Source organism: Actinomadura luteofluorescens (assembly GCF_013409365.1).
Classification (GTDB): domain Bacteria; phylum Actinomycetota; class Actinomycetes; order Streptosporangiales; family Streptosporangiaceae; genus Spirillospora; species Spirillospora luteofluorescens.
Genome location: NZ_JACCBA010000001.1, coordinates 958,365 through 980,659, shown reverse-complemented (window position 1 = coordinate 980,659; position 22,295 = coordinate 958,365). Strand labels below are relative to the sequence as shown.

Genomic DNA, 22,295 nt, shown 5'->3' with positions numbered 1-22,295 from the left:
TCGGTCGACACGGGGGCGGCCCCGGAACCGGCTGTGACGCCCCCCGGAAGCGGCGCGGGGAGGAGGGCGGCGTCCGGCGTCCGGAGGTCCCGCTCCGCTGTCGCCGTGGTCGAACGCTACGGCCTGCTGCTGATGCTCGTCCTCATGGTCGTCGTGTTCGCGGTGCTGCCGGAGTCCGGAGCGGCGTTCCGCAGCTCGGCGAACGTCCAGGCGCTGCTGGCCAACCAGGCGGTGGGCCTGGCCGTCGCGCTGGCGCTGCTGTTCCCCATGGCCGCGGGCTACCTTGACTTCTCGGTCGGGGCCGTCAGCGCGACCGCGTGCGTCGTCGCGGCCGCCGGGATGTCCAGGTTCGGCCTGCCGATGCCGGTGGCCATCGCGCTCGCGCTGGCGGCCGGCGTCCTGATCGGTGTGGTGCTGGGGGTCCTGGTGGCGCGTTTCGCGATGAACCCCTTCATCGCGACCCTGGGCATGGCGACGCTGCTGGGCGGCGCGATCTTCGCTTATACCGACGGCATGCAGATCACGGAGGGCATCTCCGCGGGGCTGACCGACCTCGGGTCGCTGACGTGGCTCGGCGTTCCCCGGATCGTGCTGGCGGCGGCGGGCATGGGGGCCGTCGTGTGGTTCGTCATCGGCCAGACGCCGCTCGGCCGCCATCTCTTCGCGGTCGGCTCCAACGCCAACGCGGCCCGGCTTGTCGGCGTCAACGTCACGCGTGTCCAGTTCCTGTCGTTCGTGCTGTCCGGCCTCGTCGCCGCGGCGGCGGGGGTGCTCCTTCTGGCGCGCCAGGGCGCGGCGACCTCCGACAGCGGCATGAGCCTGCTCTTCCCGGCGCTCACGGCGGTCTTCCTCAGCACCATCGTGATCGAGATGGGGCGTCCCTCCGTCCTCGGGACCGTCATCGGAGTGCTCTTCGTGGCGGTCAGCGTGAGCGGCCTCACCCTGGTCGGTGCCCCTTCCTGGGTCAGCCAGGTCTTCAACGGGGCCGCTCTGCTGGTGGCGGTGGGCATGGCGAGCATCGGCCGGCCGCGCGGAAGAGCCGCCCGCGGGTGACGGGACGCGGTTAGCGTTCCCTGCCATCGTCCGGGCGCGCGCGAACCCTGGGCGCCCCATGCACGACGGGGGCGCCCAGGGGAGTCCCGCTCAGAAGGACGTCTCGGGGACGTCCATCAGGGAGTTGTCAGTGGATTCGACGATCGAGCGGCGTGCGGAGAGCTCGGGCAGGACGGTCCTGGCGAAGAACCGGGCGACGGCCGGCTTGCCCGCGTAGAACGCCCGGTCGGTGTCGGAGAGCCCCCCTCCGTCCAGCCTGGCCAGGGCGGACGAGGCCTGCCGCAGGAGCAGGTACCCGACCAGGAGGTCCCCGGCGGACATCAGCAGGCGGGTCGTGTTCTGGCCGACCTTGTAGATCTCGCGCGGGTCGCGCCGAGCGGCCCGATGCTGTTCGAGCATCGCGTCCACCATGCCGTTGACGTCGGCCAGGGCGCCGCGCACGGCGGCGCACTCGCCCTCCAGCCGGCCGTCGGCGGCGAGGGAGTCCAGGAACCCGGTGATCTCCGCCGTCAGCGCGGCGAGGGCGGCGCGGTCGTTCCGGACGATCTTCCGGAAGAACAGGTCCTGCCCCTGGATCGCGGTGGTCCCCTCGTACAGGGTGTCGATCTTGGCGTCCCGCAGGTACTGCTCCAGGGGGTAGTCCTGCAGGTAGCCGGAGCCGCCGAAGGTCTGCAGGGCGTGCGCGAGCCGTTCGCAGGCGCGCTCGGAGGCCACGCCCTTGACGACGGGCAGCAGCAGGTCGTTGACCGCCCGGGCCGGTGCGGTGTCGAGGCCCCGCTGCCCGCCCACGATGATCTCGTCCTGCCACCTGGCCGTGTAGAGGACCAGGGCGCGAAGCCCTTCCGCGTACGCCTTGGTGAGCATCAGGCCGGCGCGCAGGTCGGGATGGTGGATGATCGTGACGGGCGGGGCGGTTCTGTCGCCCCTGCGCGCGAGGTCGGGCGACTGGATCCTCGTCCTGGCGAAGTCCACGGCGTTCAGATGCGCCGTCGACAGCGTCGCCATGGCCTTGACGCCGACCAGCATCCGGGTGTGCTCGATGACGTCGAACATCTGGGCGATGCCGTCGTGGACGTCGCCGAGCAGGTAGCCGATCGCGGGCTCGCCCGCGCCGAAGCTCAGCTCGCAGGTGGTGGAGGCCTTGAGTCCCATCTTGCGTTCGAGGTTGGCGGCGCGCACGCCGTTGCGGCGGCCGAGCTCGCCGGTCTCCAGGTCGAACAGGAACTTCGGCACGATGAACAGCGACAGGCCCTTGGTGCCGGGCGCCGCCCCCTCCGGCCGCGCGAGCACGAGATGGACGATGTTCTCGCTCAGGTCGTGTTCGGCGGAGGTGATGAACCGCTTGACGCCCTCGATGTGCCAGGTGCCGTCCGGCTGCCGCAGCGCCCTCGCACGGCCGGCGCCGACGTCCGAGCCCGCCTCCGGCTCGGTGAGCACCATGGTGGCTCCCCAGCCCCGGTCGATGATGTGTCGGGCGATCGCGCGCTGGGATTCGGTGCCGAGCCGGTGCACGACGCCGGCGAACGGTACGCCGGTGCCGTACAGGTGCACGGCCGGGTTGGCGCCGAGGACCAGCTCGGCGACCGCCCACACCAGCGTTCGCGGGGCCGCGGTGCCGCCGAGCTCCACCGGCGCCTCCAGCCGCCACCACTCGGCGTCCCGGAGCGCGGCGTAACTCTTCTTGAAGGAGGCCGGCAGCGTCACCGAGCCGGTCGCCGGGTCGAAGACCGGGGGATGGCGGTCCGCGTCGCCGAACGAGTCCGCGATCGGACCCACGGCGAGCTTGCCGACCTCGCGCAGCACCTCGCGGACGGTGTCGCGGTCCATGTCCGCGAAGGGACCGTCCGGGCCGGTGGCCTCGTCGGCGCCCAGCACCTCGAACAGGTTGAACTCGATGTCACGGACGTTGCTTCTGAAATGCCCCATCGTGCGGAGCTCCTTGGATCTCACTGGTGGGCGACGGGCACGGCCCGCCGGCCCTGGGCGGCACGGTGCCGCGGGCGAGGCGGCCTCGCCGCCAGGGACGGGACGGGACGGGCCGTGGCGGTTCGCGGATCAGGCCAGGTACCGGAGGACGGGGCGGGCGACGCAGACCGGCCTGCTCCCGCCCTCGGCGTGGACGGTCGCGTCGACGATCACCTGGACGCCGCCGGTGACCCCGGTGACCTCGGCAACGGCCGCCTGGAGGCGGATCCGGGTGCCGCTCGGCACCGGGGCCGGGAAGCGCACCCGGTCCAGGCCGTAGTTGATCTTCGTGGTGGCGTCCTCGATCTCCAGCAGCTCGCTCCAGAGCGGGATGAGCAGCGAGAGCGTGAGGTAGCCATGCGCGATGGTGCCCCCGAACGGGCCGTTCTCCGCGGCGGCGGTGTCGATGTGGATCCACTGGTGGTCGTCCGTCGCGTCGGCGAACGTGTCGATCCGCGGCTGGTCAACGGTGAGCCACCGGCTGTGGCCGAGGTCCTCGCCGACCAGTTCGGCGAGCCCGGCGATGGTGACGGTCCTGGGCATGGTGGTCTCCCCGCTCATCCGGCCAGGCCGAGCAGCCGGCACGCGTTCCGCTTGAGGATCTTGGGCTGGACCTCCGGCTTGATGTCGAGGCGCTCGAAGTCGGCGAGCCAGCGGTCGGGTGTGATGACCGGGAAGTCCGATCCGAACAGGACCTTGTCCTGCAGAAGCGAGTTGGCGTAGCGCACCAGGTTGGGAGGGAAGTACTTCGGCGACCAGCCGGAAAGGTCGATCCAGACGTTCTCCTTGTGGGTGGCGACCGCCAGCGCCTCGTCCTGCCAGGGGAAGGAGGGGTGGGCCATGACGATCGTGAGATCGGGGAAGGTCGCCGCGACCTCGTCGAGGAGCATCGGGTTCGACAGGCCGAGCCGTATCCCCCCGCCGCCGCGCAGCCCCGCGCCGATCCCGGTCTGGCCGGTGTGGAAGACGGCCGGGACGCCCTGCGCGGCGATGGCCTCGTAGAGGGGGAAGACGGCCCGGTCGGTCGGGTCGAAGTGCTGCAGGCTGGGGTGGAACTTGAAACCGCGGACACCGTACTCGCCGACGAGCCGGGACACCTCGGCGACGGCGGCGCGGCCCCGCGCGGGGTCGAGGCTGGCGAAGGGGATCAGGACGTCGGGATGCCGCGCGGCGGCCTCGGCGACGAACTCGTTCGCGATCGGCGGGTGGCCGGTCGCCGCCTGGTGGTCCACGGTGAAGACGACCGCCGCCATCCCGCGGTCCCGGTAGGTTCTGGCGATCTCGTCCGCGGTCGGGGTGCGGTGGTGCGACTTGAAGTACGCGGCCGAGGCCTCGAGCAGTTCGCCGCCCATCGAGGTGTGGCCGTCGTCGTCCACCTCGATGTGGACGTGGACGTCGAGGGCGGTGAGGTCGTCGGTGCGGATCTGTGCGGGCATGGGGATCACTCCTGGGGCTGGGGAAGCTGCTCGCCGAAGGTCTGCAGGTGGGGCCGGAGCGCGGTGGCCCAGACGCCGGCCAGGTCGTCGGCGCTCCAGCCGCCGGTGGAGTAGGCGGCGGCGGCCTGCTCCGGGTGCGTCCAGACGCTCACCCGGTCGCCGCCGATGCCGATCGCCTGCCCGGTGACGTCCGCGGCCGCGTCCGACGCGAGGAACGTCACCAGCCCGGCCGCGTCCTGCGGAGTGCCGAACCCCAGGGTGCGGCGCACGAAGGACGGCAGTGCCGCTCCGCGTTCCAGCGCCTCGACATGGGACTTGAGGAAGGGCACCGTCCGGGTCATCGCCGTACCGGCGACGGGGACGACGGCGTTCACCGTGATCCGCGACCTGGCGAGTTCCATCGCCCAGGTGCGCACCATGCCCACGATCCCGGCCTTGGCGGCGGCGTAGTTGGTCTGGCCGAAGTTGCCGCGCTGGCCGGTGGGGGAGCCGACGCAGATGATCCGGCCGCCCTCGCCCTGCGCCCGCATGGTGACGGCGGCCGCCCGCACGCAGGTGAACGTGCCCCGCAGGTGGACGTCGACCACCGCGTCGAAGTCCTCGTCGGTCATCTTCCACAGCACCGTGTCCCGCAGCACTCCGGCATTGGTGACCATCACGTCGAGCCGGCCGTACTCGCCGACGGCGCGGTCGACGAGCGCCTGCGCGACCGCCGAGTCGCCGACGGCGCCCGCCTCGGCCACCGCGGCGCCGCCGGCCGCGCGGATCGATGACGCCACGGCTTCGGCCGCGGCGTCATCCACGTCGTTGACCACCACCCGGGCGCCGGCCGCGGCCAGGTCCCGGGCATACGCCAGCCCGAGCCCGGCGCCGGCGCCGGTGACGACGGCCACCCTCCCAGCAAGATCCATGAGTTCTCCTTCGCGTTCGGGCGTCCGCTCCATGCGGGTCGCAGCCTGGACACTACGGCAATATAGATGATAGCTTCAATTATTGATGTCGCCATCGTTTAGGGAGTGGATGCCGCGGTGACGGGACGTGAAGAGATGCAGCTGGCCGGCGACGTCGGCTTCCTGATGGCCCGCACCAGCGGGCTCATGGTGCGGATCACCAACGGCCATCTGGCCGGCCGAGGCCTGCGGGTCCGGCACTTCTCCGTCCTGTCGTACGTGTGCGACCGCGACGGGGCCTCGCAGCGCGAGATCGCGGCCTACCTGGGGCTCGACCCGAGCCCGGTGGTCGCCCTGGTCGACGCCCTGGAAGCCGAGGGGCTGGTCGAGCGCCTGCCCCATCCCGGCGACCGGCGTGCGCGGCTGGTCGCGCCCACTCCGCGGGGCCGGGAGCTGCGCGAGCAGGCGAAGAAGGATGTCGAGGCGGCCAGGGAACGATTCCTGGAGCGTCTGGCCCCCGAGGAACGCGATCTGCTGCTGGGCCTGCTCCAGCGGCTGGCCTTCACCGGCGACGGGGACGGCGCTCCGGCACCCGGAAAGGAATCCTGATGCGGAACCAAGGCCTCGGATCATGGCCGGCCCGCCGGGTGCGCAGCGGCCCTCACCGGGCGGCCCTTCTCGGTGAACACGGCGCCGTCAGCTACGCCGACCTCTACCTGCGGGTGACGAGGCTCGCCCACGCACTGCGAGGGCTCGGGCTAGGCCGCGGCGACCGCATCGCCTACCTCGGCCCCAACCGCCCTTCCTTCGTGGAGAGCCTGTTCGCCGCTCACACGCTCGGCGCCGTCTTCGTCCCGCTCAACACCCGGCTGGCGGTCGCGGAGGTGGATCACCAGCTCCGTGACTGCAGGGCGTCGGTGCTGATCTACAGCGCCGAAAGCGCCGGTGTGGTGGCGGACCTGACGGCGCCGCCGCTCCTGGTGGCCGTGGACGGCGGCGTGGACGGCGCGCACGACTACGAGTCCGTCGTTCGCGCCGCTCCCGACGATCCCATCGACGAGCCCGTGGGCCACGATGATGCCGCGCTCATCCTCTACACCTCGGGCACCACGGGCAGCGCCAAAGGGGTGACGCTGACCCATGGCAACGTCATCTGGAACTGTCTCAACACCCTGGTGGAACTGGACCTGACCCGCGACGAGGTGACCCTGGTCAGCGCGCCGCTGTTCCACGTCGCGGCGCTCAACATGACGCTGCTGCCGACCCTGCTCAAGGGCGGCGCCGCCGTGCTCATGCCCGGATGGGACGTCGACGCCTGCTTCGACCTCATCGAACGGCACCGGGTGACCTGGATGTTCGGCGTGCCGACGATGTTCGCCGACCTGGCGCGGTCGTCCCGCTGGGCGGCGGCGGATCTGTCGTCCGTGCGCTCCCTTCTGGCCGGCGGGGCGCCCGTGCCGCTGCCGCTGATCCGCACGTACCAGGAACGCGGGCTGGAGTTCCTGCAAGGGTTCGGGCTGACCGAGGCCGCGCCGGGCGCCCTCATCCTCAGCGCCGAGATGAGCACGGCCAAGGCCGGGTCCGCCGGTGTTCCGCACTTCTTCAGCGACGTGCGTCTGGAGCACTCCGCCACGGGCGACGCGGTGGGCGAGATCCTCATCGAGGGACCGACCGTGATGCCGGGGTACTGGGAACGCCCCGAGGCCACCGCCGCGGTGCTGTCCGAGGACGGTTGGCTGCGGACCGGCGATGTCGGGCGGGTGGACGAAGACGGGTACTTCTCCATCGTCGACCGCATCAAGGACATGTACATCTCCGGCGGGGAGAACGTCTACCCGGCCGAGGTGGAGGCGCAGCTCCTGGAACACCCGGACGTCGCGGAATGCGCCGTCATCGGGGTGCCCGACGGCCGCTGGGGCGAGGTCGGCCGCGCCTTCGTCCGGACACGGCCCGGTGCCGTCCCCGACCGGGACGGCCTGATCGGCTTCCTGACCGGCCGGCTGGCGCGCTACAAGATCCCTAAGACCGTCCAGTTCGTCGAGGACCTGCCGCGCACCGCGTCGGGGAAGATCCACAAGCAGGCGCTGCGGTAACGCCACCGCACGATGCGCGGCCGGCCCGCTCGCCGTGATCACACAAACCCCCTGTCATGCGTAGAAGGAGACTCATGTCCGGCATCGTCATCATCGGCGGCGGTTTCGCGGGTGTCTGGAGCGCCGCCGCGGCGGCCCTGGTCCGCGGTGAGTCCGACCTGGACATCACACTGGTGGCCCCCAACGAGGACATGGTGCTGCGTCCCCGCCTGCACAGACTCGTCCCCGAATGGTCCCGCGTTCCGCTGAAGCGTTTCCTGGAGCCCATCGGCGTTTCACATCTGCGAGCCGAGGTGACCGATGTCGACACCGAGGCCCGCAACATCACCGCGGACGACCAGCTGCTCTCCTACGACCGGCTCGTGCTCGCGGCGGGCAGCCGCCTCGCGCGCCCGGCGATCCCCGGCTCCGACCTCCTCTACGACATCGACACCGCTGAGGGGGCGGCCAGGCTGGCCGGCCGGTTGAACGGCACGGACGGGGCCCGGTCCGTCGTCGTCGGCTCAGGGTTCACCGGCCTTGAGATCGCCACCGAACTCGCCGAACGGGGCACCGTGGTGATGATCGAGCGCGCTGACACGGTCGCGCCGGACCTCGGGCCGGGACCCCGTCCCCAGATCGAGGCGGCCCTCGCCGCGCTGGGCGTCGAGGTCCGGCTCGGCACCACCCTCACGGCCGTGGACGAAACCGGCGCGCACCTCGTCGACGGCACCCGCCTGGAAGCGGACGTCGTCGTCTGGACGGGCGGCATGCGCGCAAGCCTGCTGACGGCGCAGTTCCCCGGCGAGCGGGACCGGCTGGGCCGCCTCCTGGTCGACCGCCGGCTGCGCGTCGACGGCGAGATCTTCGCCGCCGGCGACGTCGCCGCCGCCCGCGCGGACGCCGACCATCACGTGATTCAAAGCTGCCAGTTCGCCACTCCCATGGGCAAGGCCGCCGGGCACAACGCCGCCGCCGACCTGCTCGACGTCCCACTCGTGGACTTCGACCCGGACCCCTACGTGACGTGCCTGGACCTCGGCTCCGCCGGCGCTCTCTACACCACCGGCTGGGAACGCCAGGTGCAACTCGACGGAGCGCAGGCCAAGCAACTGAAGGACACCATCCTGGACGTCATTCACCCTCCCCTCGACGACGCGGAGGAGATCCTCCGGCAGGCGGGGCAGCAGAGCAACGGTGTCAGCGGCTGAACTGAGGAGGTAGCCCGCCTCGGCCTTGCGGAGCGGTTTCATCGGGCCGGGGCGGTTTCATCGGGCCAGGTCGCGCTCCAGTGCGTTGGCCGCTTTGCGCAGCGTGCCGACCAGATGGGGGAGCCGCTCCTTCTCGTAGCGTGCGCTCGGCATCGACAGGGAGAGGCCGGCCACGGCGGCGCCGTCCGGTGCGCGCACGGGGACGCCGACCGCGACGACGCCGCGCTCGGAGCGGCCCTCGTTGAGGGCGAATCCGTTGCGGCGTACCCGTGCCAGGTCCGCTCGCAGGGCGTCGAGGTCTGGAGCGACGTCCGGTCGCTGATCGTGGCGGTCGGGGGAGTACAGGGCCGCCAGCCCGTCCGGCGGCAGTTCGGCCAGGAGCAGCAGCCCGCCGGTCGTGCGGTGCGCGGGGAAGACCATGCCCTCGCGCGAACCGACCCGCAGGACCTGCTGTGACTCGACGCTGGCGATGAAGCGCGCCGTGTCGCCGGTGCGGATGGTGAGGTTGGCGGACTCCTCGAGCAGTTCGGCCAGCGCGTGCAGATGCGGCAGCGCAGCGGCGCGCAGCCTGGCGGCCGTCGACTGCGAATGGGCGGCGAGTTCCAGGACGGGGCCGACGCGGTAGGCGCGGTCGGGCCGGCGGACGGCGAAGTCCCGGTAGACGAGCATGGCGAGCAGCCGGTGCGCCGTCGAGTTCGCGACGCCGAGCCGCCGCGCGACCTCGGAGACGGTCAGAGGGCCTTCGAGCTGCAGCATCGTCGCGATGCGCAGGGCGTTGTCGACGCTCGCGATGGCGTAGGGAGGCGGTTCCTTGAGCGGCTTGTCCACTCCGTCCTCGATTCTGTAACACAGAATTTTCTTTTCCTCAGAGAGTACAGGCAGCACGATGACCGCCATGACCAGCACCTCTGCCGACGCTCTCGCGGACTCTCCCGTGAAACTGCGAGCGGTCGACGCGCCGGGCCAGCCGGACGCCACCCCCGAGCTCGAAGACCTCTACCGCGGTTTCGAGACCGAACTCCTCGTCCCGCTGTGGACCGAGATCGGCGGACTGATGCCGCCCCAGCCGCGGTCCAGCGCCGTCGCGCATGTGTGGAAATGGGACCGGCTCGTCCGGCTGGCCGAGCTGGCCGGCCGGATCGTCCCGGTCGGGCGCGGGGGCGAGCGCCGGGCGATCGCGCTGGCGAACCCCGGGCTGGGCGGCCGCCCGTTCGCCACGCCGACGCTGTGGGCGGCGATCCAGTACCTGATGCCCGGCGAGGACGCACCCGAGCACCGCCACACCCAGCATGCCTTCCGCTTCGTCGTCGAGGGCTCCGGAGTCTGGACGGTCGTCGGCGGCGACCCGGTGCCGATGAACCGGGGCGACTTCCTGCCGCAGGCCGGCTGGAACTGGCACGCCCACCACAACGCCACCGATCGTCCGATGGCCTGGATCGACGGCCTCGACATCCCGTTCCAGTACCTGACCGAGGCGCAGTTCTTCGAGTTCGGACGCGAGGAGCTCTCCCAGGACGAGCGCAGCACGCCCGAGCGGTCCCGCTCGGAGCGGCTGTGGGGCCACCCCGGACTGCGTCCGGTCGCCGTCGCTCACACCACCCCGGGCTCGCCGCTGCTCTCCTACAAGTGGGAGTACACCGACCGCGCGCTGGCCGACCAGCTCGCGCTGGAAGAGCAGGGGTTCGCGGCCACGGTGGAGCCGGGCCACGCTGCCGTCCGGTACAGCAACCCCATCGACGGCGCGGACGTGCTGCCCACCGTGCGCGCCGAGTTCCACCGCGTGGCGCGGGGCGCCGCGACGGCTCCCGTCCGTGAGACCGGCTCCAGCGTCTACCAGGTCTTCGACGGCTCCGGCACGGTGACGGTCGGAGACCGGACCTGGTCGGTGACCCGCGGAGACCTGTTCGTCGTCCCCTCGTGGGAGCCGTTCTCGGTGCGGTCCGATGCCGGGCCGTCCGACTCCTACTCCGGAGCCCTGGACCTGTTCCGCTTCAGTGACGCGCCCGTCTTCGAGGCGCTCAAGCTCAACCGATCCGCCAAGGACGCCTGATGAAGCTCTGCACCATCCGCACCCCCGAGGGCACCCGCGCCGCCCGGCTCGACGGCGGTGAGCTCATCGACCTCGGGTTCAGCGACCTGGGCGCCCTGCTCGCCGAGCCGGGCTGGCGGGCCAGAGCGGCGTCAGGCACGGGGGCGACCTACGACGTGCGGGACGCCGACTTCGCGCCCCTCGTGCCACGCCCGTCGAAGGTGATCTGCGTCGGCCACAACTACACCCGCCACATCGAGGAGATGGGCCGCGAACTTCCGGCGTACCCGACACTGTTCCCCAAGTTCGCCGACTCCCTGATCGGCGCCCATGACGACATCGTCAAACCGGCCGAGACCGACGCCCTGGACTGGGAGGTCGAACTGGCCGTCGTCATCGGCGAGGAGGTACGCCGCGCCGGCGAAACCCAGGCCGAGGCGGCGATCGCCGGGTTCACCGTCATGAACGACATCTCCGCGCGCGACTGGCAGTTCCGCACGATCGAGTGGACCCAGGGCAAGATCTGGGACTCCTCGACCCCTGTCGGCCCCTATCTGGTCACCCCCGACGAGGTCGGCGGCGTCCGCCCCGCCCTCGGGGTGCGGACCGTCGTGGACGGGACGGTCATGCAGTCCGACGACACCGGCACGCTGCTGTTCGACCCCGTCTCCCTGATCGCGTACATCTCCACGATCGTCCGGCTGCGGCCCGGCGACCTGATCGCCACCGGCACCCCCGCCGGCGTCGGCCACGCCCGCGACCCGAAGGTCTACCTGACCGGCGGCGAGACGGTCGTGACCGAGATCGACGGCCTCGGCGCCTGCGCCAACCGCATCGTCGAGGACGTCTGATGGCCCGTTCCGTCGCCGACGCCCACCGCTGGATGCGGGAGGGCACCGAGTTGTTCCTGGCCGCCGCCGGCGGTCTGACCGAGCCCGCCTACGACGCGGCGAGCCCGCTGCCCGGCTGGACCCGCAGGCATCTCGTCGCCCACGTCGCATCGAACGCCGACGCGCTCGGCAACCTGGTGCACTGGGCGGCCACCGGGGACGTGACCCCGATGTACGCCTCGCCCGAAGACCGGGCGGCCGGGATCGAGCGCGGCCCCCGGATGAGCGGTCCGGAGCTGACCGGCTGGCTGACCCGTTCGTGCGCGGCGCTGCGGACCGCGACGGAGGCGCTGACCGAGCGGCAGTGGCGGAACGAGGTGGTGACGGCGCAGGGCCGCACCGTCCCCGCCACCGAGGTGCCCTGGCTGCGGTCGCGCGAAGTCTTCGTCCATGCCGTCGACATGGACCGCGGCGTCTCCTTCGCCGACCTGCCGGGCGACTTCCTGCGGGCCCTCGTCCACGACATCGCCGCCAAGCGGGAACTCGGCACGTCGAGCCTGCCGGCCGGACCGCTGCCCGAGGTGGCCGCCTGGCTGGCCGGGCGGCCCCACTCCCTCACCGGCCCCCCGCGGCTCGGCCCCTGGCTCTGACGCCCGACAAGGAAGAGACCATGACCAACCCTGATGTGCTCGTCGTCGGCGGCGGGATCGGCGGACTGGGGGCCGCCTACGCGCTGGCCCGCCGCGGCCTCGCGGTCCGCGTGCTCGAACAGGCCGCCGCCTTCGGCGAGGTCGGCGCGGGAATCCAGCTCGCCCCCAACTGCACGCGCATCCTCGACGACTACGGCCTGCTGGACGAGGCGGCGGCCCTCGGCGTCCTGCCGCACGCGATGATCATGCGCGACGCCGTCGACGGCTCGGAGCTGACCCGGCTCGACCTGCGCGACCTCGAGCGGCGCTACGGCCACCCCTACCTGGTCATCCACCGCAGCGACCTGCACACCATGCTGCTGCGCGCCTGCGAGCGGGCCGGCGTCCATCTGCGGACCTCGCAGTCGGTGGTCGCCTACGCCAACACCGCCGAGGGCGCATGCGTGACGCTTGCCGACGGCCGCAGGGAGGAAGCGCGGGTGGTCATCGCGGCCGACGGGCTGCATTCGGTGGCGCGCGGGCTCCTCTCGGACGACCGGCCGGTCTCGTCGGCCTACGTCGCCTACCGCGGCACCACACCGACCGCGAGCGGCCGGGGGGCGGAGGTCGACCTGTCCGAGGTCGTCGTGTACGTCGGCCCGCGCTGCCACTTCGTCCACTACGGGCTGCGCGGCGGCGGACTGCTCAACCAGGTCGCCGTCTTCGAGTCGCCCAAGGCACGTGCCGGCGAAGAGGACTGGGGCACGCCGGACGAGTTGGACGCGGCCTTCGAGCGGACCTGTGACTTCGTCCGCGAGGGGCTGCCCCACATGTGGCGCGACCGCTGGTGGCGCATGTACGACCGCGAGCCGCTCATGACCTGGGTGGACGGCAACATCGCCCTCCTCGGCGATGCCGCCCACCCCCCGCTTCAGTACATCGCCCAGGGCGCGATCATGGCGATCGAGGACGGCTGGGTGCTCGGCGAACACCTCGCCCGGCGTCTCGCCCACGACGGGACGGTGGACTGGCCGGCCGTCCTCGCGGCCTACCAGGCCGTCCGGCCCGAGCACTGCCGCCGTGTGCTCACCGCTTCGCGCGCCTGGGGCGACCTGTGGCACCTCGACGGGACGTCCCGCCGAAACCGCAACGCCCTGCTACGGGAACGTGCGATCGACGACTACTCGTTCGTGGACTGGCTCTACGGGCCGACCGCCTTGGAGCCCTCCGAAGAGCCGCCGATGTTCACACCGGTGCCCCTGGCGTCGAAGGCGGACCCTCTCACGGCGACCTGTGGCGTCAGGCGGTCGTGAGAGAACCCGGGGGCCGGCCGCGCCGGCTTGCCGGCCGTGGCACGGCTCGGTTGATCGTCAGTGGTAGAAGCCCTCGATCGGGATGCGGGCCTCCTCGAACAGGGCCGGCCCCTCCTGGGGCACCTGCGGCCAGCCGCCGCCCGGCTTGAGCGTGGCGAGCTGATCATTGGACAGCGCGTACACCACGCGTCCGAGCCCGGACCGTTCGATGCCGCCTCTGCACATGTCGCAGGGCTGGCAACTGGTGTACATGGTGGTGGCCGCCGCCGTGGGCGGGTCCAGCTCGCGGGCCGCCCACCGGGCCAGCTTCAGCTCCGGATGGGCGGAGATGTCGCCGTCGCTGGTGACCGTGTTGTGCTCCTCGGCCAGCACCTCGCCGTCCGGCCCCACCAGCAGCGATCCGAAGGGTGCGTCCCCGCTCTCGCGCGCCTTGGAGGCCAGCTCGATGGCCCTGCGCAGGAAGTTCTCGTCTTGAGGTGTCACTGTGGTTCCCCTCGCTGAGTCGAGTGTGTCCAGGTCCAGCGGTCGGCCACGGTCGCCAGCGCCTGCCAGGCTTTGCTTGGGGCCAGCGTCTCCGCGGGGTCCCTGTCGAACGGGTCGAGCACAACGGTCTCGGAGCCGAGGAGCCGCAGCTCTTCCAAGTCCTCGAGGACCTGGTCGATGGTGCCCTCGCCGACGCGGCGTTCGGGGCCCGTGACCGGTAGGTCGGTCAGCCGCAGAACGATGCGGGGGACCAGGGCGGGTACCGGCCGTTCCAACGCCTGCGCGACGGTCTTCATCCGGTCCACCGCGCTGCGCAACCACGGCATGGTCATGCGCAGGGGATGCCAGGCGTCACCGAGGCGTACCGCCCGGCGCAGGCCCACGTCGGTGTTCCCGCCGACCCAGATCGGTATCGGCCCGCTCTGGTAGTCGGCCTCGTCCGCCCATGCGGTGCGCATCGCACGGAGGTGGTCGTCGGTGAGCCGCCCGCGCTGTTCGAACGGCACCCCGAGCGCGTCGAACTCCTGGCGGGCCCAGCCGACGCCCACGCCGAGCACCAGCCGGCCGTCGCTGAACCGATTGAGGTTCGCCGCCATCCGGGCCATGAGGAGGGGATGCCGGTACGGCACGATGAGCACCGAGGTGCCGAGCGCGACCCGTTCGGTGACACCGGCCAGCCACGCGAGGGTGGTGAACGGCTCGTAGAACGGAGCCGGATACTGCTCGGCGACGTCGGGCGTCACCACCACGTGGTCGGAGATCATCAACAGGTCGTAACCGAGCGCCTCCACGGTCTGCGCCCAGCGCCGCAACACGGCCGGAGCCGTCCCCGGCCCGAAGTTCGGAACATTCACCCCAATGTGCACAGAACGACGCTATCCAGTTGATCACTTGTTTCTGAAGGCGGTGCTCACGGTGCTCGACCGTCATCACCGTGAACCTACCGGTACATTCGGCGAATGACCGAGGATCTGGACGTAACCGACTGGTCGATCCTGGCGGAGATCCAGCAGGACGGCCGCGTTCCCCTCACCGAGCTGGGCCGCCGGGTGAATCTCAGCGCCTCGGCGACCACCGAACGGGTCAGGCGGTTGGAGGCGCTGGGGGTCATCACCGGATACCGAGCCGACATCGATCTGGCGAAGGTCGGATTCGCCGTGCTGGCCGTCGTCCGCCTGAAGTACCCCGGCAGCCGGCACGAGCCGCTGCGCCGCCTGCTCGGCGAGCGCCTGGAGATCCTCGAATGCCTGCGCACCACCGGCGAGGACTGCTACACCCTGAAGGTGGCGGCGGGCTCCATGGCCCACCTCGAACGGATCGTCGACGAACTCGCCCAGTTCGGCAGCACCACGACCAACGTCGTCTACAGCCAGACCCTGCCCTACCGGGGCCCGCGAACCGCCCCCGATCATCCGTGAGCGAGCATCATCGGCCGGGTACCCAGATGGCCGTCAGAGCGCAGTTCGTCCGTTGGGCGGTTGCGCGGGACGAGGTCGCCGCGAGCGGGCGTGTCTCCCGACCCGCTGAGCCGACTCCGAACCGGTGCCACCCGCGCGACCATCCGATGCTGCTGTCACGGACCAAGGACTCGCGGCCCTCGTCCGGCTCCCGGGCCGAGCTGCGGGGTTGACAGGGCCCGCTCGGGTTCGTGGAGAGAACCTCTGCCGCCAGTGCGCGGCCACCTCTTTGGGAGCCTCGGACTGCCTACCGTCCTGGAACGCAAAGGCCTACAGGGCTATTTGGCAACACATTTGCGCGAAATTTAGCTTATCGATACCCCGGCTTTGTTTAATCATCTGACAGTCATTGGCATAAAGTGGCTGGAAAGGTGATGCTGATATGCCGGATATTACGGAGTACCCGCCAGGGTGGCCGGCATGGATTGAGTTGGCCAGCCCCGACGTGGAGGGGTCCAAAGAATTTTACTGTGAGCTGTTCGGGTGGGGCGTCTATGACGTGACGATCCCAGGCCTGACCGACCTGTCCATGTTCACTCTTGGCGACCTGGGCCCGGAGGTGCTCGGGATGCAGCCGCTCGCCGACAGTGCGCAGTACCCGTCCTGGCTCTGCTACTTCCGTGCCGGCGATCTGCAGACCACCGGGCAGGCGGTGGCGGACGCTGGAGGTCAAGTGCTGTCCGACCTCATCGATGTCGCGGATCTCGAACAGCTCGCGATGTTCGGCGACCGCGAGGGGGCCGATTTCGCCGTCGTGCAGCCCCGGCGGCTTCACGGTGCCGCAGTCATCGATGAGCCCTCCGCCGTCTGCTGGGTGGAGCTCGCCTGTCGTCGGCCCGGGCAGGCGCGCATGTTCTACGAGCAGGTGTTCGGCTGGCAGGCCGTGGAGCGCCGTTTCCGCGACCGCCCCGTCACCGCCTGGAAGGCCGGCGGGCACGTGGTCGCAAGCGTGATCGAGATGGATGACTCGTTTCCGACGGGTTACCCGCCCCACTGGTTCCCCTGGATCTGGGTCGAGGACTGCGACGCCACGGTCAGCCGGGCCGCGGAGTTGGGCGCCAGCATCCGTTTTGGCCCGACCGACGAGGAGCAAGTGGCGATGGGGCGCATGGCGTTCATGACCGATCCTGCGGGCGCCCGCTTCGCCGTCATCACCCCGCACGGCGACTGGATGGGCAACAGGCTGAATTCCACGCCGCACCACCCGCCTCCTGAGAATAATCGGAAGTGGTGGCAGAAGCCGCCGAGCCTCCGCTCCCGTCTGCGGCGATAGCCCCAGAAACCCTTCCGCCTTCTCGCACGCAACGTTCCCCACCGCGTGTAAAAAGTCAGAAGCTCTCGTATCAGACTGGTCAGCCGTTCTTCGAGGGCCGTTCAGCGTACGGGCGGCAACCGGAAGTGTGGGAAGCCGCCTCGGCGGCCGCCGTATCCGCTGCCGAGCTGCGGATCGCCTCGAGCAGGCGAGCGTGGTCCATGTAGCCGTCAGGCTGCAGCCCGGCGCTGAAATGCTCGTGCAGCGACTGACGGATCACCTGTCCGAGGTCCGCGTACAGCTCGACGAGCACCTCGTTGTGGGATGCGGACACCACCGCGCGGTGAAAAGCCGCGTCTGCGTCCACGAAAGCGTCCCGGTTCCCGGACGCCCAGGCACGCTCGCGCCGGTCCAGCATTTCGTCCAACCGCAGTAGATCTTCCTCGGTACGGCGCTGTGCGGCCATCCTCGCCGCGCTCACTTCCAGGGCGGCCCGTACCGCGATCACGTCACCCTGGTCTGCGGCGGCGAAGCGGCGCTGCATGACGCCGGCCAGCTCGCTGGTGGCGATGACGTAGGTGCCCGAACCGTGGCGTACGTCCAGCAGGCCGTTGTGGGCGAGCGCCCGCACGGCCTCCCGGATCGTGTTCCGGGCCACGCCGAGTTGCCGAACCAGCTCCGGCTCGGTCGGGATCCGGGAACCCACTGGCCAGGCGCCCGAGGTGATCTGCTGCCGCAGCCGGGCGACCACGTGGTCGAACAGCCCTGCCGGGCGGGGAACCGGTGGCATATTCATCCCATGATTATACGATCCTGGCGTGACTCAGGAGGATGCAGGAACACGCCCAGGTGCAGCCCCACTGCACGACACGCACCGCGCCGCCATCTGGGGGCACCGTCTCGCGGCGATCGGGCTGGTCCTGGCCGCGGTCAACCTCCGGCCGGCCGTCACCAGCGTTGGGCCGGTGCTCGAAGAGGCGCAGGCCGGCTTGGGGATGAGTGCGAGCTACGCGGGGCTGCTCACCTCCATGCCGGCGGTGTGCTTCGCCCTGATCGGCTTCGCCGCCCCCTGGCTGGCCGGCCGTGGGCGCGACATCGTCATCGCGGCCAGCATGGCGGCGGTCGCAGTCGGGCTGACGGTCCGCCCGCTCGCGGCCGGTGGCGCCCTGTTCGCCGTGCTCAGCGCCCTGCCGCTCGCCGGCATCGCTGTGGCCAACGTGCTGCTCCCGGTCGTCGTCAAGCAGCGCTTCCCCGAACGCGTCGGCGCGATGACAGGCTTGTACTCGATGGCTCTCAACGTCGGCGCTTCGACCGCCGCCGCCACCACCGTCCCCCTGGCCGGGCGGTTCGGTGGCGACTGGCGGATCGGCCTGGGCGCCTGGGCCCTGCTCGCCGCCATCGCCGTGCCGCCGTGGCTCGTCCTGGCCCGCAAGCGTGCCAGTTCCACCCTCGGTTCCCCAGACACGGGCCCCACCGTCGAAGGCTCTGTGCCCCGCACCCGTCTCACTCGGAGTCCGACGGCCTGGGCTCTCGCCCTCTACTTCGGCCTGCAGGCCACCGCCGCCTACATCATCATCGGCTGGCTACCGCAGATCTACCGCGACGCCGGACTTCCCCCCGAGACCGCCGGCCTGCTCTTCGCCGTCACCTCGGTGCTCGGCATCCCGCTGTCGTTCGTGCTGGCCGCCGTCGCCGGCCGTCTGCGCAACCAGAGCGGGGTGGCCATCGCGATCGGTCTGTTCGGCCTCGCGGGATATGGCGGGCTGTGGGCCGCCCCAGCCGCCGCACCGTGGGTGTGGGCCGGCCTGCTGGGTGTCGCCAACTGCTCGTTCCCCCTCGTCCTCACGATGATCGGCTTGCGCGGCCGCGACAGTGGGACCGTGATCCGGCTGTCCGCCTTCGCCCAGAGCACCGGCTACCTCCTGTCCATCCCCGGCCCCGTCTTGGTAGGCGCTCTGTACGAGCACAGCGGCAACTGGCGGGCGCCGCTGGTCTTCATGGCGCTGCTGATGCTCCCGCAACTAGCCGCCGGCCTCTTCGCTGGCCGCGACCGGCAAGTCGGCTGACTCAAACGACAGCCCCCTCACCGCAATCACGTTCGTGCACCGCGTAGCGGCCAGGTAGGCGAGCGTCGCGAATTGCAGGCCCTCCCTACCGCGGTCCCGGTACCGGGAGCCGCTTCCAGAAGCTCACCGAAGCAGGTCATACCTACGACGCTGCGCTCGCATCAGGCGCAAGGCCAGACCGACCACACGCGGCAGAAGAATGTGTTCGCCCTCGGCCGTCAAATCTTGGTCTCGCAATGCGAGCTGGAGGGGTCGGCCTTCAACACCGCCTTCGATGGACGCTTTCGCGTCGGCCCGCTTCAGGGCCGGACGGTCAACGTCAAGTGGTGCCTCAAAGCGGAAGGCGTGCTGGACACCAACTCGTCCGCAACGCTTGACTACTACCTGGTGCTCACCGGTCCCCGATCAGCGGCAGGCTCCTCACGAGCCGGCACTCGACCCTGGTGCGTCCGGGCGGTCGGCAACCCAGCCGATAAGGGTGTAGCCGCAATAGGGATGATGACCGGTCTCCAAGACCTGGACCATTCACCCGGCCGTGAACACTCGCTGCGCCGGTCGCTCGGCGGGCCGTTCGATGTATTGCCGGATGAGAGCGGCGTGGGACAACGGTTTGGTGACGTCGGTGAGGTCGCCGTTGGTGGTGTAGTCGAGCAGCACGACCTCTGCCCGATCGCTGAGTTGCCGAAGCCGCTCGAGCAGGTCCGTGACGCGGTGGTCCAAGACCCATCGGTAGGACGGCAGATAGATCAGGCGGCGGGCCGTCACGTAATCGAGCAGGCGATCACTGTCGAGTCCAGCGCGATGGCCCCTCACGGGGCCATGCCGGCGCACGGTGCGCTTCAAGCCCCGCATGGTGGTGACCTGGAGCTTGGCGGGGTCGATGTCGGCGTGTTCGAAGACCTTCAGCGCTTGCCAGATCCCTTCGACCGACTGGGCGGTCACGCCATCGCAGAAGGGAACCGGGATACCGCCGTGGGGGTAGAACGGGCTGAGCCGTACCCACGGCTCCATCGCCTTGGACGTCGTGTCGATGATCTGCGCGCCGGGGAACTCGGCGGTCAGCGACGCCACGGTACGACGGCGGCTCGCGAGATGGATGGGCACGGAAGATCCCCTCATTTGACGGCCCTCCCAGCTTCGACGAAGGCTCTGACATTTCGGAAGCCGGCCTCCTCCCGCGAACAAGCCGAAGCAGCCACCAGAGACCGGGCATCCATGTCGGCGGGCAGCACTCGCGACCGGCCGACGTCCTGCCCAGGCGTTGCCCCGCCGACATTGAAGATCAATGACGCGCTACGTCGTGTTGAACATGAAGGCGGCGAACGCATCGCCTGGTCTGGAAGCGGAGGGCATTACCGGGGTGCACTGCGATTCTCGCCGCCCGCAGGCCCTGTTGTGCGGACCGAGGGGCCGGGCGGTTCAGCTTGTCAGCAGGAGGTCGTCAGCGAGGCTGCTGCTGGTGAGGTAGCCGATGCCGGGTCCGGCTACCTGCCCGCGAAGGCCTTGCCTGCGCTGATGATTCCCGTCGGCGCCGAGCGCACATCGTTCAGTTCGGTGAAAACAAGTAGCCCCTTCTCCTCGTAGTAGCGCAACGCGCGAGGGCTCACCCCTGCGTGCCGTGCCAGTGCACCGATCTGCACTCCGTTGCTGCCTCTCAGCTTGACCTTCACGCCAACGTGAACCTTTAGCGTAACGGCCACGCCGAAACCCCGGCGTTCTCGAACGAAGGGAGAACACGACATTGATCCAGCAGCTCTCGCCTGCGCCGGTGACCGTGCTGGGAATGGGGCCTATGGGACGCGCCATCGCCTCGGCGTTTCTCGCTGCCGGTCACCCGACCACGGTGTGGAACCGGACCGCCGACAAAGCCAACGAGTTGCTCGCCCGCGGCGCCGTCTGGGCCGGCAGCCCGCTGGCCGCGCTCGACGCCGGCGAGCTGGTCATCGTATGCGTCATCGACGCCAACGCGGTAGATGCCATCTTCGACCGGGCGCTGGCGGAGTCGGGTCGGTCGCGGCTGCCTGGTACCAGGCTGGTGAATCTCACCTCCGAAGGTCCGGGGCGCACGCGTGAGCTGGCCGCCAGGGCGGACGAGTTGGGCGTGCTCTACCTCGATGGCTCGATCATGACTCCGGCGGCGGCCATCGGTACGGAGGCGACCCGCATTCTCTACAGCGGACCCGTCGTCCTCTTCGACCGCCACCGCCACACGCCGGCGGCGCTGGGCGGCGCGGCGGTCCATCTCGGGGACGACCCCGGGCGGGCAGCGAGCTTCCACATCGTTCACGCGTTGGAGGAGGCCGGGGTCTCCCCGGCCGTCACCCAGGCTGCCAAGAACACTGTCGACGCCGCGGTGTCGGCAGGCCACGAAGGAGACTCCGCCGCCCGCCTCGCCGAGTTCCTCGGCCGCGGCCACACGAACCGAGATCCGCAGGCGGCGGGCTGACCACCCGGCACTGTGGCATAGCCCCGTGGCGAGAAGCGGTCAGCGGCCGAACCCTCGGCCTCACGTCACCACTACGCCGGATGCGGGGGTGATCGCGGTGATCACCTCGAACCGTGACGCTGGTGCGGCGTTCGCCGCGGGAGGGCGCCGTCGGTGGGGACGGCGCGTGCTCACCGGGGGCGGCGGCAACCGTATCGAGGTTTCTCTGGGATGCTGCGGGCGGCTCGGCCCGGTCGGGTTACCCAGGCGGGGCTTGTGGGGTGAGGATCACCAGGGGCAAATCGCGTGCTGATTCCTCTTGGTACTTGGCGTATTGGGAGAACAACTCGGTCATGATCTGCCACAGCCGGGGCTTCTCCTCAGCGGTGGCAGTGCGGGCGGTCGCGGTGAAGTGGTCCGGTCCGACCTGCAGCGACACCGTCGGGGTGTCGGTGAGGTTGAGGTACCAGGCCGGGTGGCGGTCCGCGCCGCCGTTGGAGGCGACCAGCAAGTAACGGTCCTGGTCGCGGCCGTAGATGAGCGCGGTGCGGCGGAGTTTGCCGGTCCTGCGGCCGCGGGTGGTGAGCAGCAGCGTTGGCCAGCCCTGGTAGAGGTGGCCCTGGACGCCGCCGGTGTCCAGGTAGGCGCGAATGTGATCGGCCACCCAGCGGGTGGGGCTGTCGAAGATCTCGTTCTCGGGCGCTGTCATCTTCCGCTCCCGCTGTCGGCGGCCCGGGTCGTGGCCGTCAGCCAGAAGACGGGGATGAGAACGGCTGCGACGGCGAGATGGGTGAGGGCGAGCACCGCTTTGCTCGCGCCGGAGGCTTGCACGCCGATGATGGGCAGGAACGACACCGCGAGCAGGGCCAGGGCGGCGGCCGTCCAGATCCGGGCCGCCAGTCGCGTCACCCGCTCCAGCACGGCCAGTAGTGCCCAGCCGAGCAGCGAGGGGACCAGCGCGAACACGCCGATCGCGGCCGCCCCCAGGTCCTGCGGCTGTTGCCCTTTCTGCTGGACGACCAGGTCATGGCCCAGCAGCGGTTCCCCCACCGCCCAGATCGCCAGCGCGGCCGCGACCGCACCCGCCACGCCGAGTGCCCGTGCACGTCCTGGACTCCTGGGGCTGGGGCGCCGACCCGTGCTCGCTTGTGTCATCGCGACATCTCCTTCAGCTGCTTCATAGT

General features: G+C 70.6%; 24 protein-coding genes. 12 read left to right on the top strand and 12 right to left on the bottom strand.

Translation table 11 applies throughout. The annotated features are described in order from the left end of the window. The first annotated feature begins 105 nt into the window (after positions 1-105). A complete protein-coding gene (locus BJY14_RS04275) occupies positions 106-1,053 on the top strand; it encodes an ABC transporter permease (RefSeq protein ID WP_179842402.1) in 948 nt (315 codons plus the stop codon). A gap of 90 nt (positions 1,054-1,143) precedes the next feature. Here the strand turns inward: BJY14_RS04275 and BJY14_RS04270 are convergent, their stop codons facing one another. From BJY14_RS04270 to BJY14_RS04255, 4 genes are all read right to left on the bottom strand, one after another. Continuing rightward, on the bottom strand, positions 1,144-2,979 hold the full coding sequence (locus BJY14_RS04270; RefSeq protein ID WP_179842401.1) for an acyl-CoA dehydrogenase: 1,836 nt from the start codon (positions 2,977-2,979) through the stop codon (positions 1,144-1,146). A gap of 129 nt (positions 2,980-3,108) precedes the next feature. Beyond that, positions 3,109-3,561, bottom strand: coding sequence for a MaoC family dehydratase (locus BJY14_RS04265; protein WP_281382060.1), 453 nt, complete (start codon positions 3,559-3,561; stop codon positions 3,109-3,111). 14 nt (positions 3,562-3,575) lie between these two features. Next, positions 3,576-4,454 (bottom strand): amidohydrolase family protein, encoded by an 879-nt coding sequence (locus BJY14_RS04260; protein WP_179842399.1) that lies wholly within the window; start codon positions 4,452-4,454, stop codon positions 3,576-3,578. A 5-nt stretch (positions 4,455-4,459) separates the two neighbouring features. Next, positions 4,460-5,365, bottom strand: a complete 906-nt coding sequence (locus BJY14_RS04255) for an SDR family oxidoreductase (RefSeq protein WP_179842398.1) — start codon at positions 5,363-5,365, stop codon at positions 4,460-4,462. A 117-nt stretch (positions 5,366-5,482) separates the two neighbouring features. Between BJY14_RS04255 and BJY14_RS04250 the strand changes: the two genes are divergently transcribed. The 3 genes from BJY14_RS04250 to BJY14_RS04240 all read left to right on the top strand — a co-directional run bounded on the left by BJY14_RS04250 (position 5,483) and on the right by BJY14_RS04240 (position 8,627). Next, on the top strand, positions 5,483-5,953 hold the full coding sequence (locus BJY14_RS04250) for a MarR family winged helix-turn-helix transcriptional regulator (protein WP_218905096.1): 471 nt from the start codon (positions 5,483-5,485) through the stop codon (positions 5,951-5,953). Beyond that, on the top strand, positions 5,953-7,437 hold the full coding sequence (locus BJY14_RS04245) for an acyl-CoA synthetase (protein WP_179842397.1): 1,485 nt from the start codon (positions 5,953-5,955) through the stop codon (positions 7,435-7,437). Before BJY14_RS04250 ends, BJY14_RS04245 begins: the two co-directional genes overlap by 1 nt. Before the next feature lie 74 nt (positions 7,438-7,511). Beyond that, complete coding sequence (locus tag BJY14_RS04240) at positions 7,512-8,627, top strand: NAD(P)/FAD-dependent oxidoreductase (RefSeq protein WP_179842396.1); 1,116 nt, start codon at positions 7,512-7,514, stop codon at positions 8,625-8,627. Positions 8,628-8,684: 57 nt separating this feature from the next. On the opposite strand, the gene BJY14_RS04235 is transcribed toward BJY14_RS04240, so the two are convergent. Then, complete coding sequence (locus BJY14_RS04235; protein ID WP_179842395.1) at positions 8,685-9,455, bottom strand: IclR family transcriptional regulator; 771 nt, start codon at positions 9,453-9,455, stop codon at positions 8,685-8,687. A 67-nt stretch (positions 9,456-9,522) separates the two neighbouring features. On the opposite strand from BJY14_RS04235, the gene BJY14_RS04230 reads away from it, so the two are divergent. Genes BJY14_RS04230 through BJY14_RS04215 form a run of 4 tightly spaced genes read left to right on the top strand, consistent with a single transcriptional unit; the run spans position 9,523 to position 13,428 of the window. After that, complete coding sequence (locus BJY14_RS04230; RefSeq protein WP_179842394.1) at positions 9,523-10,677, top strand: cupin domain-containing protein; 1,155 nt, start codon at positions 9,523-9,525, stop codon at positions 10,675-10,677. Beyond that, positions 10,677-11,507, top strand: a complete 831-nt coding sequence (locus BJY14_RS04225; RefSeq protein WP_179842393.1) for a fumarylacetoacetate hydrolase family protein — start codon at positions 10,677-10,679, stop codon at positions 11,505-11,507. The genes BJY14_RS04230 and BJY14_RS04225 overlap by 1 nt, the downstream gene beginning before the upstream one ends. Further along, on the top strand, positions 11,507-12,136 hold the full coding sequence (locus BJY14_RS04220) for a maleylpyruvate isomerase family mycothiol-dependent enzyme (RefSeq protein WP_179842392.1): 630 nt from the start codon (positions 11,507-11,509) through the stop codon (positions 12,134-12,136). Before BJY14_RS04225 ends, BJY14_RS04220 begins: the two co-directional genes overlap by 1 nt. Positions 12,137-12,156: 20 nt before the next feature. Next, positions 12,157-13,428 (top strand): FAD-dependent monooxygenase, encoded by a 1,272-nt coding sequence (locus BJY14_RS04215; RefSeq protein ID WP_179842391.1) that lies wholly within the window; start codon positions 12,157-12,159, stop codon positions 13,426-13,428. A 57-nt stretch (positions 13,429-13,485) separates the two neighbouring features. On the opposite strand, the gene BJY14_RS04210 is transcribed toward BJY14_RS04215, so the two are convergent. Continuing rightward, on the bottom strand, positions 13,486-13,911 hold the full coding sequence (locus tag BJY14_RS04210) for a nucleoside deaminase (RefSeq protein ID WP_179842390.1): 426 nt from the start codon (positions 13,909-13,911) through the stop codon (positions 13,486-13,488). Then, complete coding sequence (locus BJY14_RS04205) at positions 13,908-14,777, bottom strand: LLM class flavin-dependent oxidoreductase (protein ID WP_179842389.1); 870 nt, start codon at positions 14,775-14,777, stop codon at positions 13,908-13,910. The genes BJY14_RS04210 and BJY14_RS04205 overlap by 4 nt, the downstream gene beginning before the upstream one ends. Positions 14,778-14,870: 93 nt before the next feature. Between BJY14_RS04205 and BJY14_RS04200 the strand changes: the two genes are divergently transcribed. After that, positions 14,871-15,329 carry an Lrp/AsnC family transcriptional regulator gene (locus tag BJY14_RS04200; RefSeq protein WP_179842388.1) on the top strand — a complete coding sequence of 153 codons (459 nt, stop codon included), beginning with the start codon at positions 14,871-14,873 and terminating at the stop codon, positions 15,327-15,329. Between the two features lie 469 nt (positions 15,330-15,798). Further along, positions 15,799-16,641 (top strand): VOC family protein, encoded by an 843-nt coding sequence (locus tag BJY14_RS04195; RefSeq protein WP_179842387.1) that lies wholly within the window; start codon positions 15,799-15,801, stop codon positions 16,639-16,641. 79 nt (positions 16,642-16,720) lie between these two features. Here the strand turns inward: BJY14_RS04195 and BJY14_RS04190 are convergent, their stop codons facing one another. Next, positions 16,721-17,416: a FadR/GntR family transcriptional regulator gene (locus tag BJY14_RS04190; RefSeq protein WP_218905092.1), complete on the bottom strand. Its 696-nt coding sequence runs from the start codon at positions 17,414-17,416 to the stop codon at positions 16,721-16,723. A 22-nt stretch (positions 17,417-17,438) separates the two neighbouring features. Here BJY14_RS04190 and BJY14_RS04185 point away from each other — a divergent pair, with 22 nt between their 5' ends. Next, positions 17,439-18,686, top strand: a complete 1,248-nt coding sequence (locus BJY14_RS04185; protein WP_179842386.1) for a CynX/NimT family MFS transporter — start codon at positions 17,439-17,441, stop codon at positions 18,684-18,686. Positions 18,687-19,211: 525 nt separating this feature from the next. On the opposite strand, the gene BJY14_RS04180 is transcribed toward BJY14_RS04185, so the two are convergent. Further along, complete coding sequence (locus BJY14_RS04180; protein ID WP_179842385.1) at positions 19,212-19,790, bottom strand: DUF6939 family protein; 579 nt, start codon at positions 19,788-19,790, stop codon at positions 19,212-19,214. Positions 19,791-20,170: 380 nt separating this feature from the next. Further along, on the bottom strand, positions 20,171-20,356 hold the full coding sequence (locus BJY14_RS44335; RefSeq protein WP_312878970.1) for a MerR family DNA-binding transcriptional regulator: 186 nt from the start codon (positions 20,354-20,356) through the stop codon (positions 20,171-20,173). A gap of 71 nt (positions 20,357-20,427) precedes the next feature. Here BJY14_RS44335 and BJY14_RS04170 point away from each other — a divergent pair, with 71 nt between their 5' ends. Further along, positions 20,428-21,132 (top strand): NAD(P)-dependent oxidoreductase, encoded by a 705-nt coding sequence (locus BJY14_RS04170; RefSeq protein ID WP_218905087.1) that lies wholly within the window; start codon positions 20,428-20,430, stop codon positions 21,130-21,132. Between the two features lie 238 nt (positions 21,133-21,370). On the opposite strand, the gene BJY14_RS04165 is transcribed toward BJY14_RS04170, so the two are convergent. Both BJY14_RS04165 and BJY14_RS04160 read right to left on the bottom strand, forming a co-directional pair. After that, the gene (locus tag BJY14_RS04165; protein ID WP_179842384.1) at positions 21,371-21,820 is read right to left on the bottom strand and encodes a nitroreductase family deazaflavin-dependent oxidoreductase; all 450 of its coding nucleotides are present in this window, start codon (positions 21,818-21,820) and stop codon (positions 21,371-21,373) included. Further along, positions 21,817-22,266 (bottom strand): DUF6069 family protein, encoded by a 450-nt coding sequence (locus tag BJY14_RS04160; protein ID WP_179842383.1) that lies wholly within the window; start codon positions 22,264-22,266, stop codon positions 21,817-21,819. Before BJY14_RS04160 ends, BJY14_RS04165 begins: the two co-directional genes overlap by 4 nt. Between the last annotated feature and the right edge of the window lie 29 nt (positions 22,267-22,295).

Bases quoted from the DNA above. Each gene is read 5' to 3' on its own strand.
- BJY14_RS04270 (WP_179842401.1), bottom strand. From the start codon at position 2,979: ATGGGGCATTTCAGAAGCAACGTCCGTGACATCGAGTTCAACCTGTTC.
- BJY14_RS04265 (WP_281382060.1), bottom strand. From the start codon at position 3,561: ATGCCCAGGACCGTCACCATCGCCGGGCTCGCCGAACTGGTCGGCGAG.
- BJY14_RS04260 (WP_179842399.1), bottom strand. From the start codon at position 4,454: ATGCCCGCACAGATCCGCACCGACGACCTCACCGCCCTCGACGTCCAC.
- BJY14_RS04255 (WP_179842398.1), bottom strand. From the start codon at position 5,365: ATGGATCTTGCTGGGAGGGTGGCCGTCGTCACCGGCGCCGGCGCCGGG.
- BJY14_RS04245 (WP_179842397.1), top strand. From the start codon at position 5,953: ATGCGGAACCAAGGCCTCGGATCATGGCCGGCCCGCCGGGTGCGCAGC.
- BJY14_RS04240 (WP_179842396.1), top strand. From the start codon at position 7,512: ATGTCCGGCATCGTCATCATCGGCGGCGGTTTCGCGGGTGTCTGGAGC.
- BJY14_RS04230 (WP_179842394.1), top strand. From the start codon at position 9,523: ATGACCAGCACCTCTGCCGACGCTCTCGCGGACTCTCCCGTGAAACTG.
- BJY14_RS04225 (WP_179842393.1), top strand. From the start codon at position 10,677: ATGAAGCTCTGCACCATCCGCACCCCCGAGGGCACCCGCGCCGCCCGG.
- BJY14_RS04220 (WP_179842392.1), top strand. From the start codon at position 11,507: ATGGCCCGTTCCGTCGCCGACGCCCACCGCTGGATGCGGGAGGGCACC.
- BJY14_RS04215 (WP_179842391.1), top strand. From the start codon at position 12,157: ATGACCAACCCTGATGTGCTCGTCGTCGGCGGCGGGATCGGCGGACTG.
- BJY14_RS04200 (WP_179842388.1), top strand. From the start codon at position 14,871: ATGACCGAGGATCTGGACGTAACCGACTGGTCGATCCTGGCGGAGATC.
- BJY14_RS04190 (WP_218905092.1), bottom strand. From the start codon at position 17,416: ATGAATATGCCACCGGTTCCCCGCCCGGCAGGGCTGTTCGACCACGTG.
- BJY14_RS04165 (WP_179842384.1), bottom strand. From the start codon at position 21,820: ATGACAGCGCCCGAGAACGAGATCTTCGACAGCCCCACCCGCTGGGTG.
- BJY14_RS04160 (WP_179842383.1), bottom strand. From the start codon at position 22,266: ATGACACAAGCGAGCACGGGTCGGCGCCCCAGCCCCAGGAGTCCAGGA.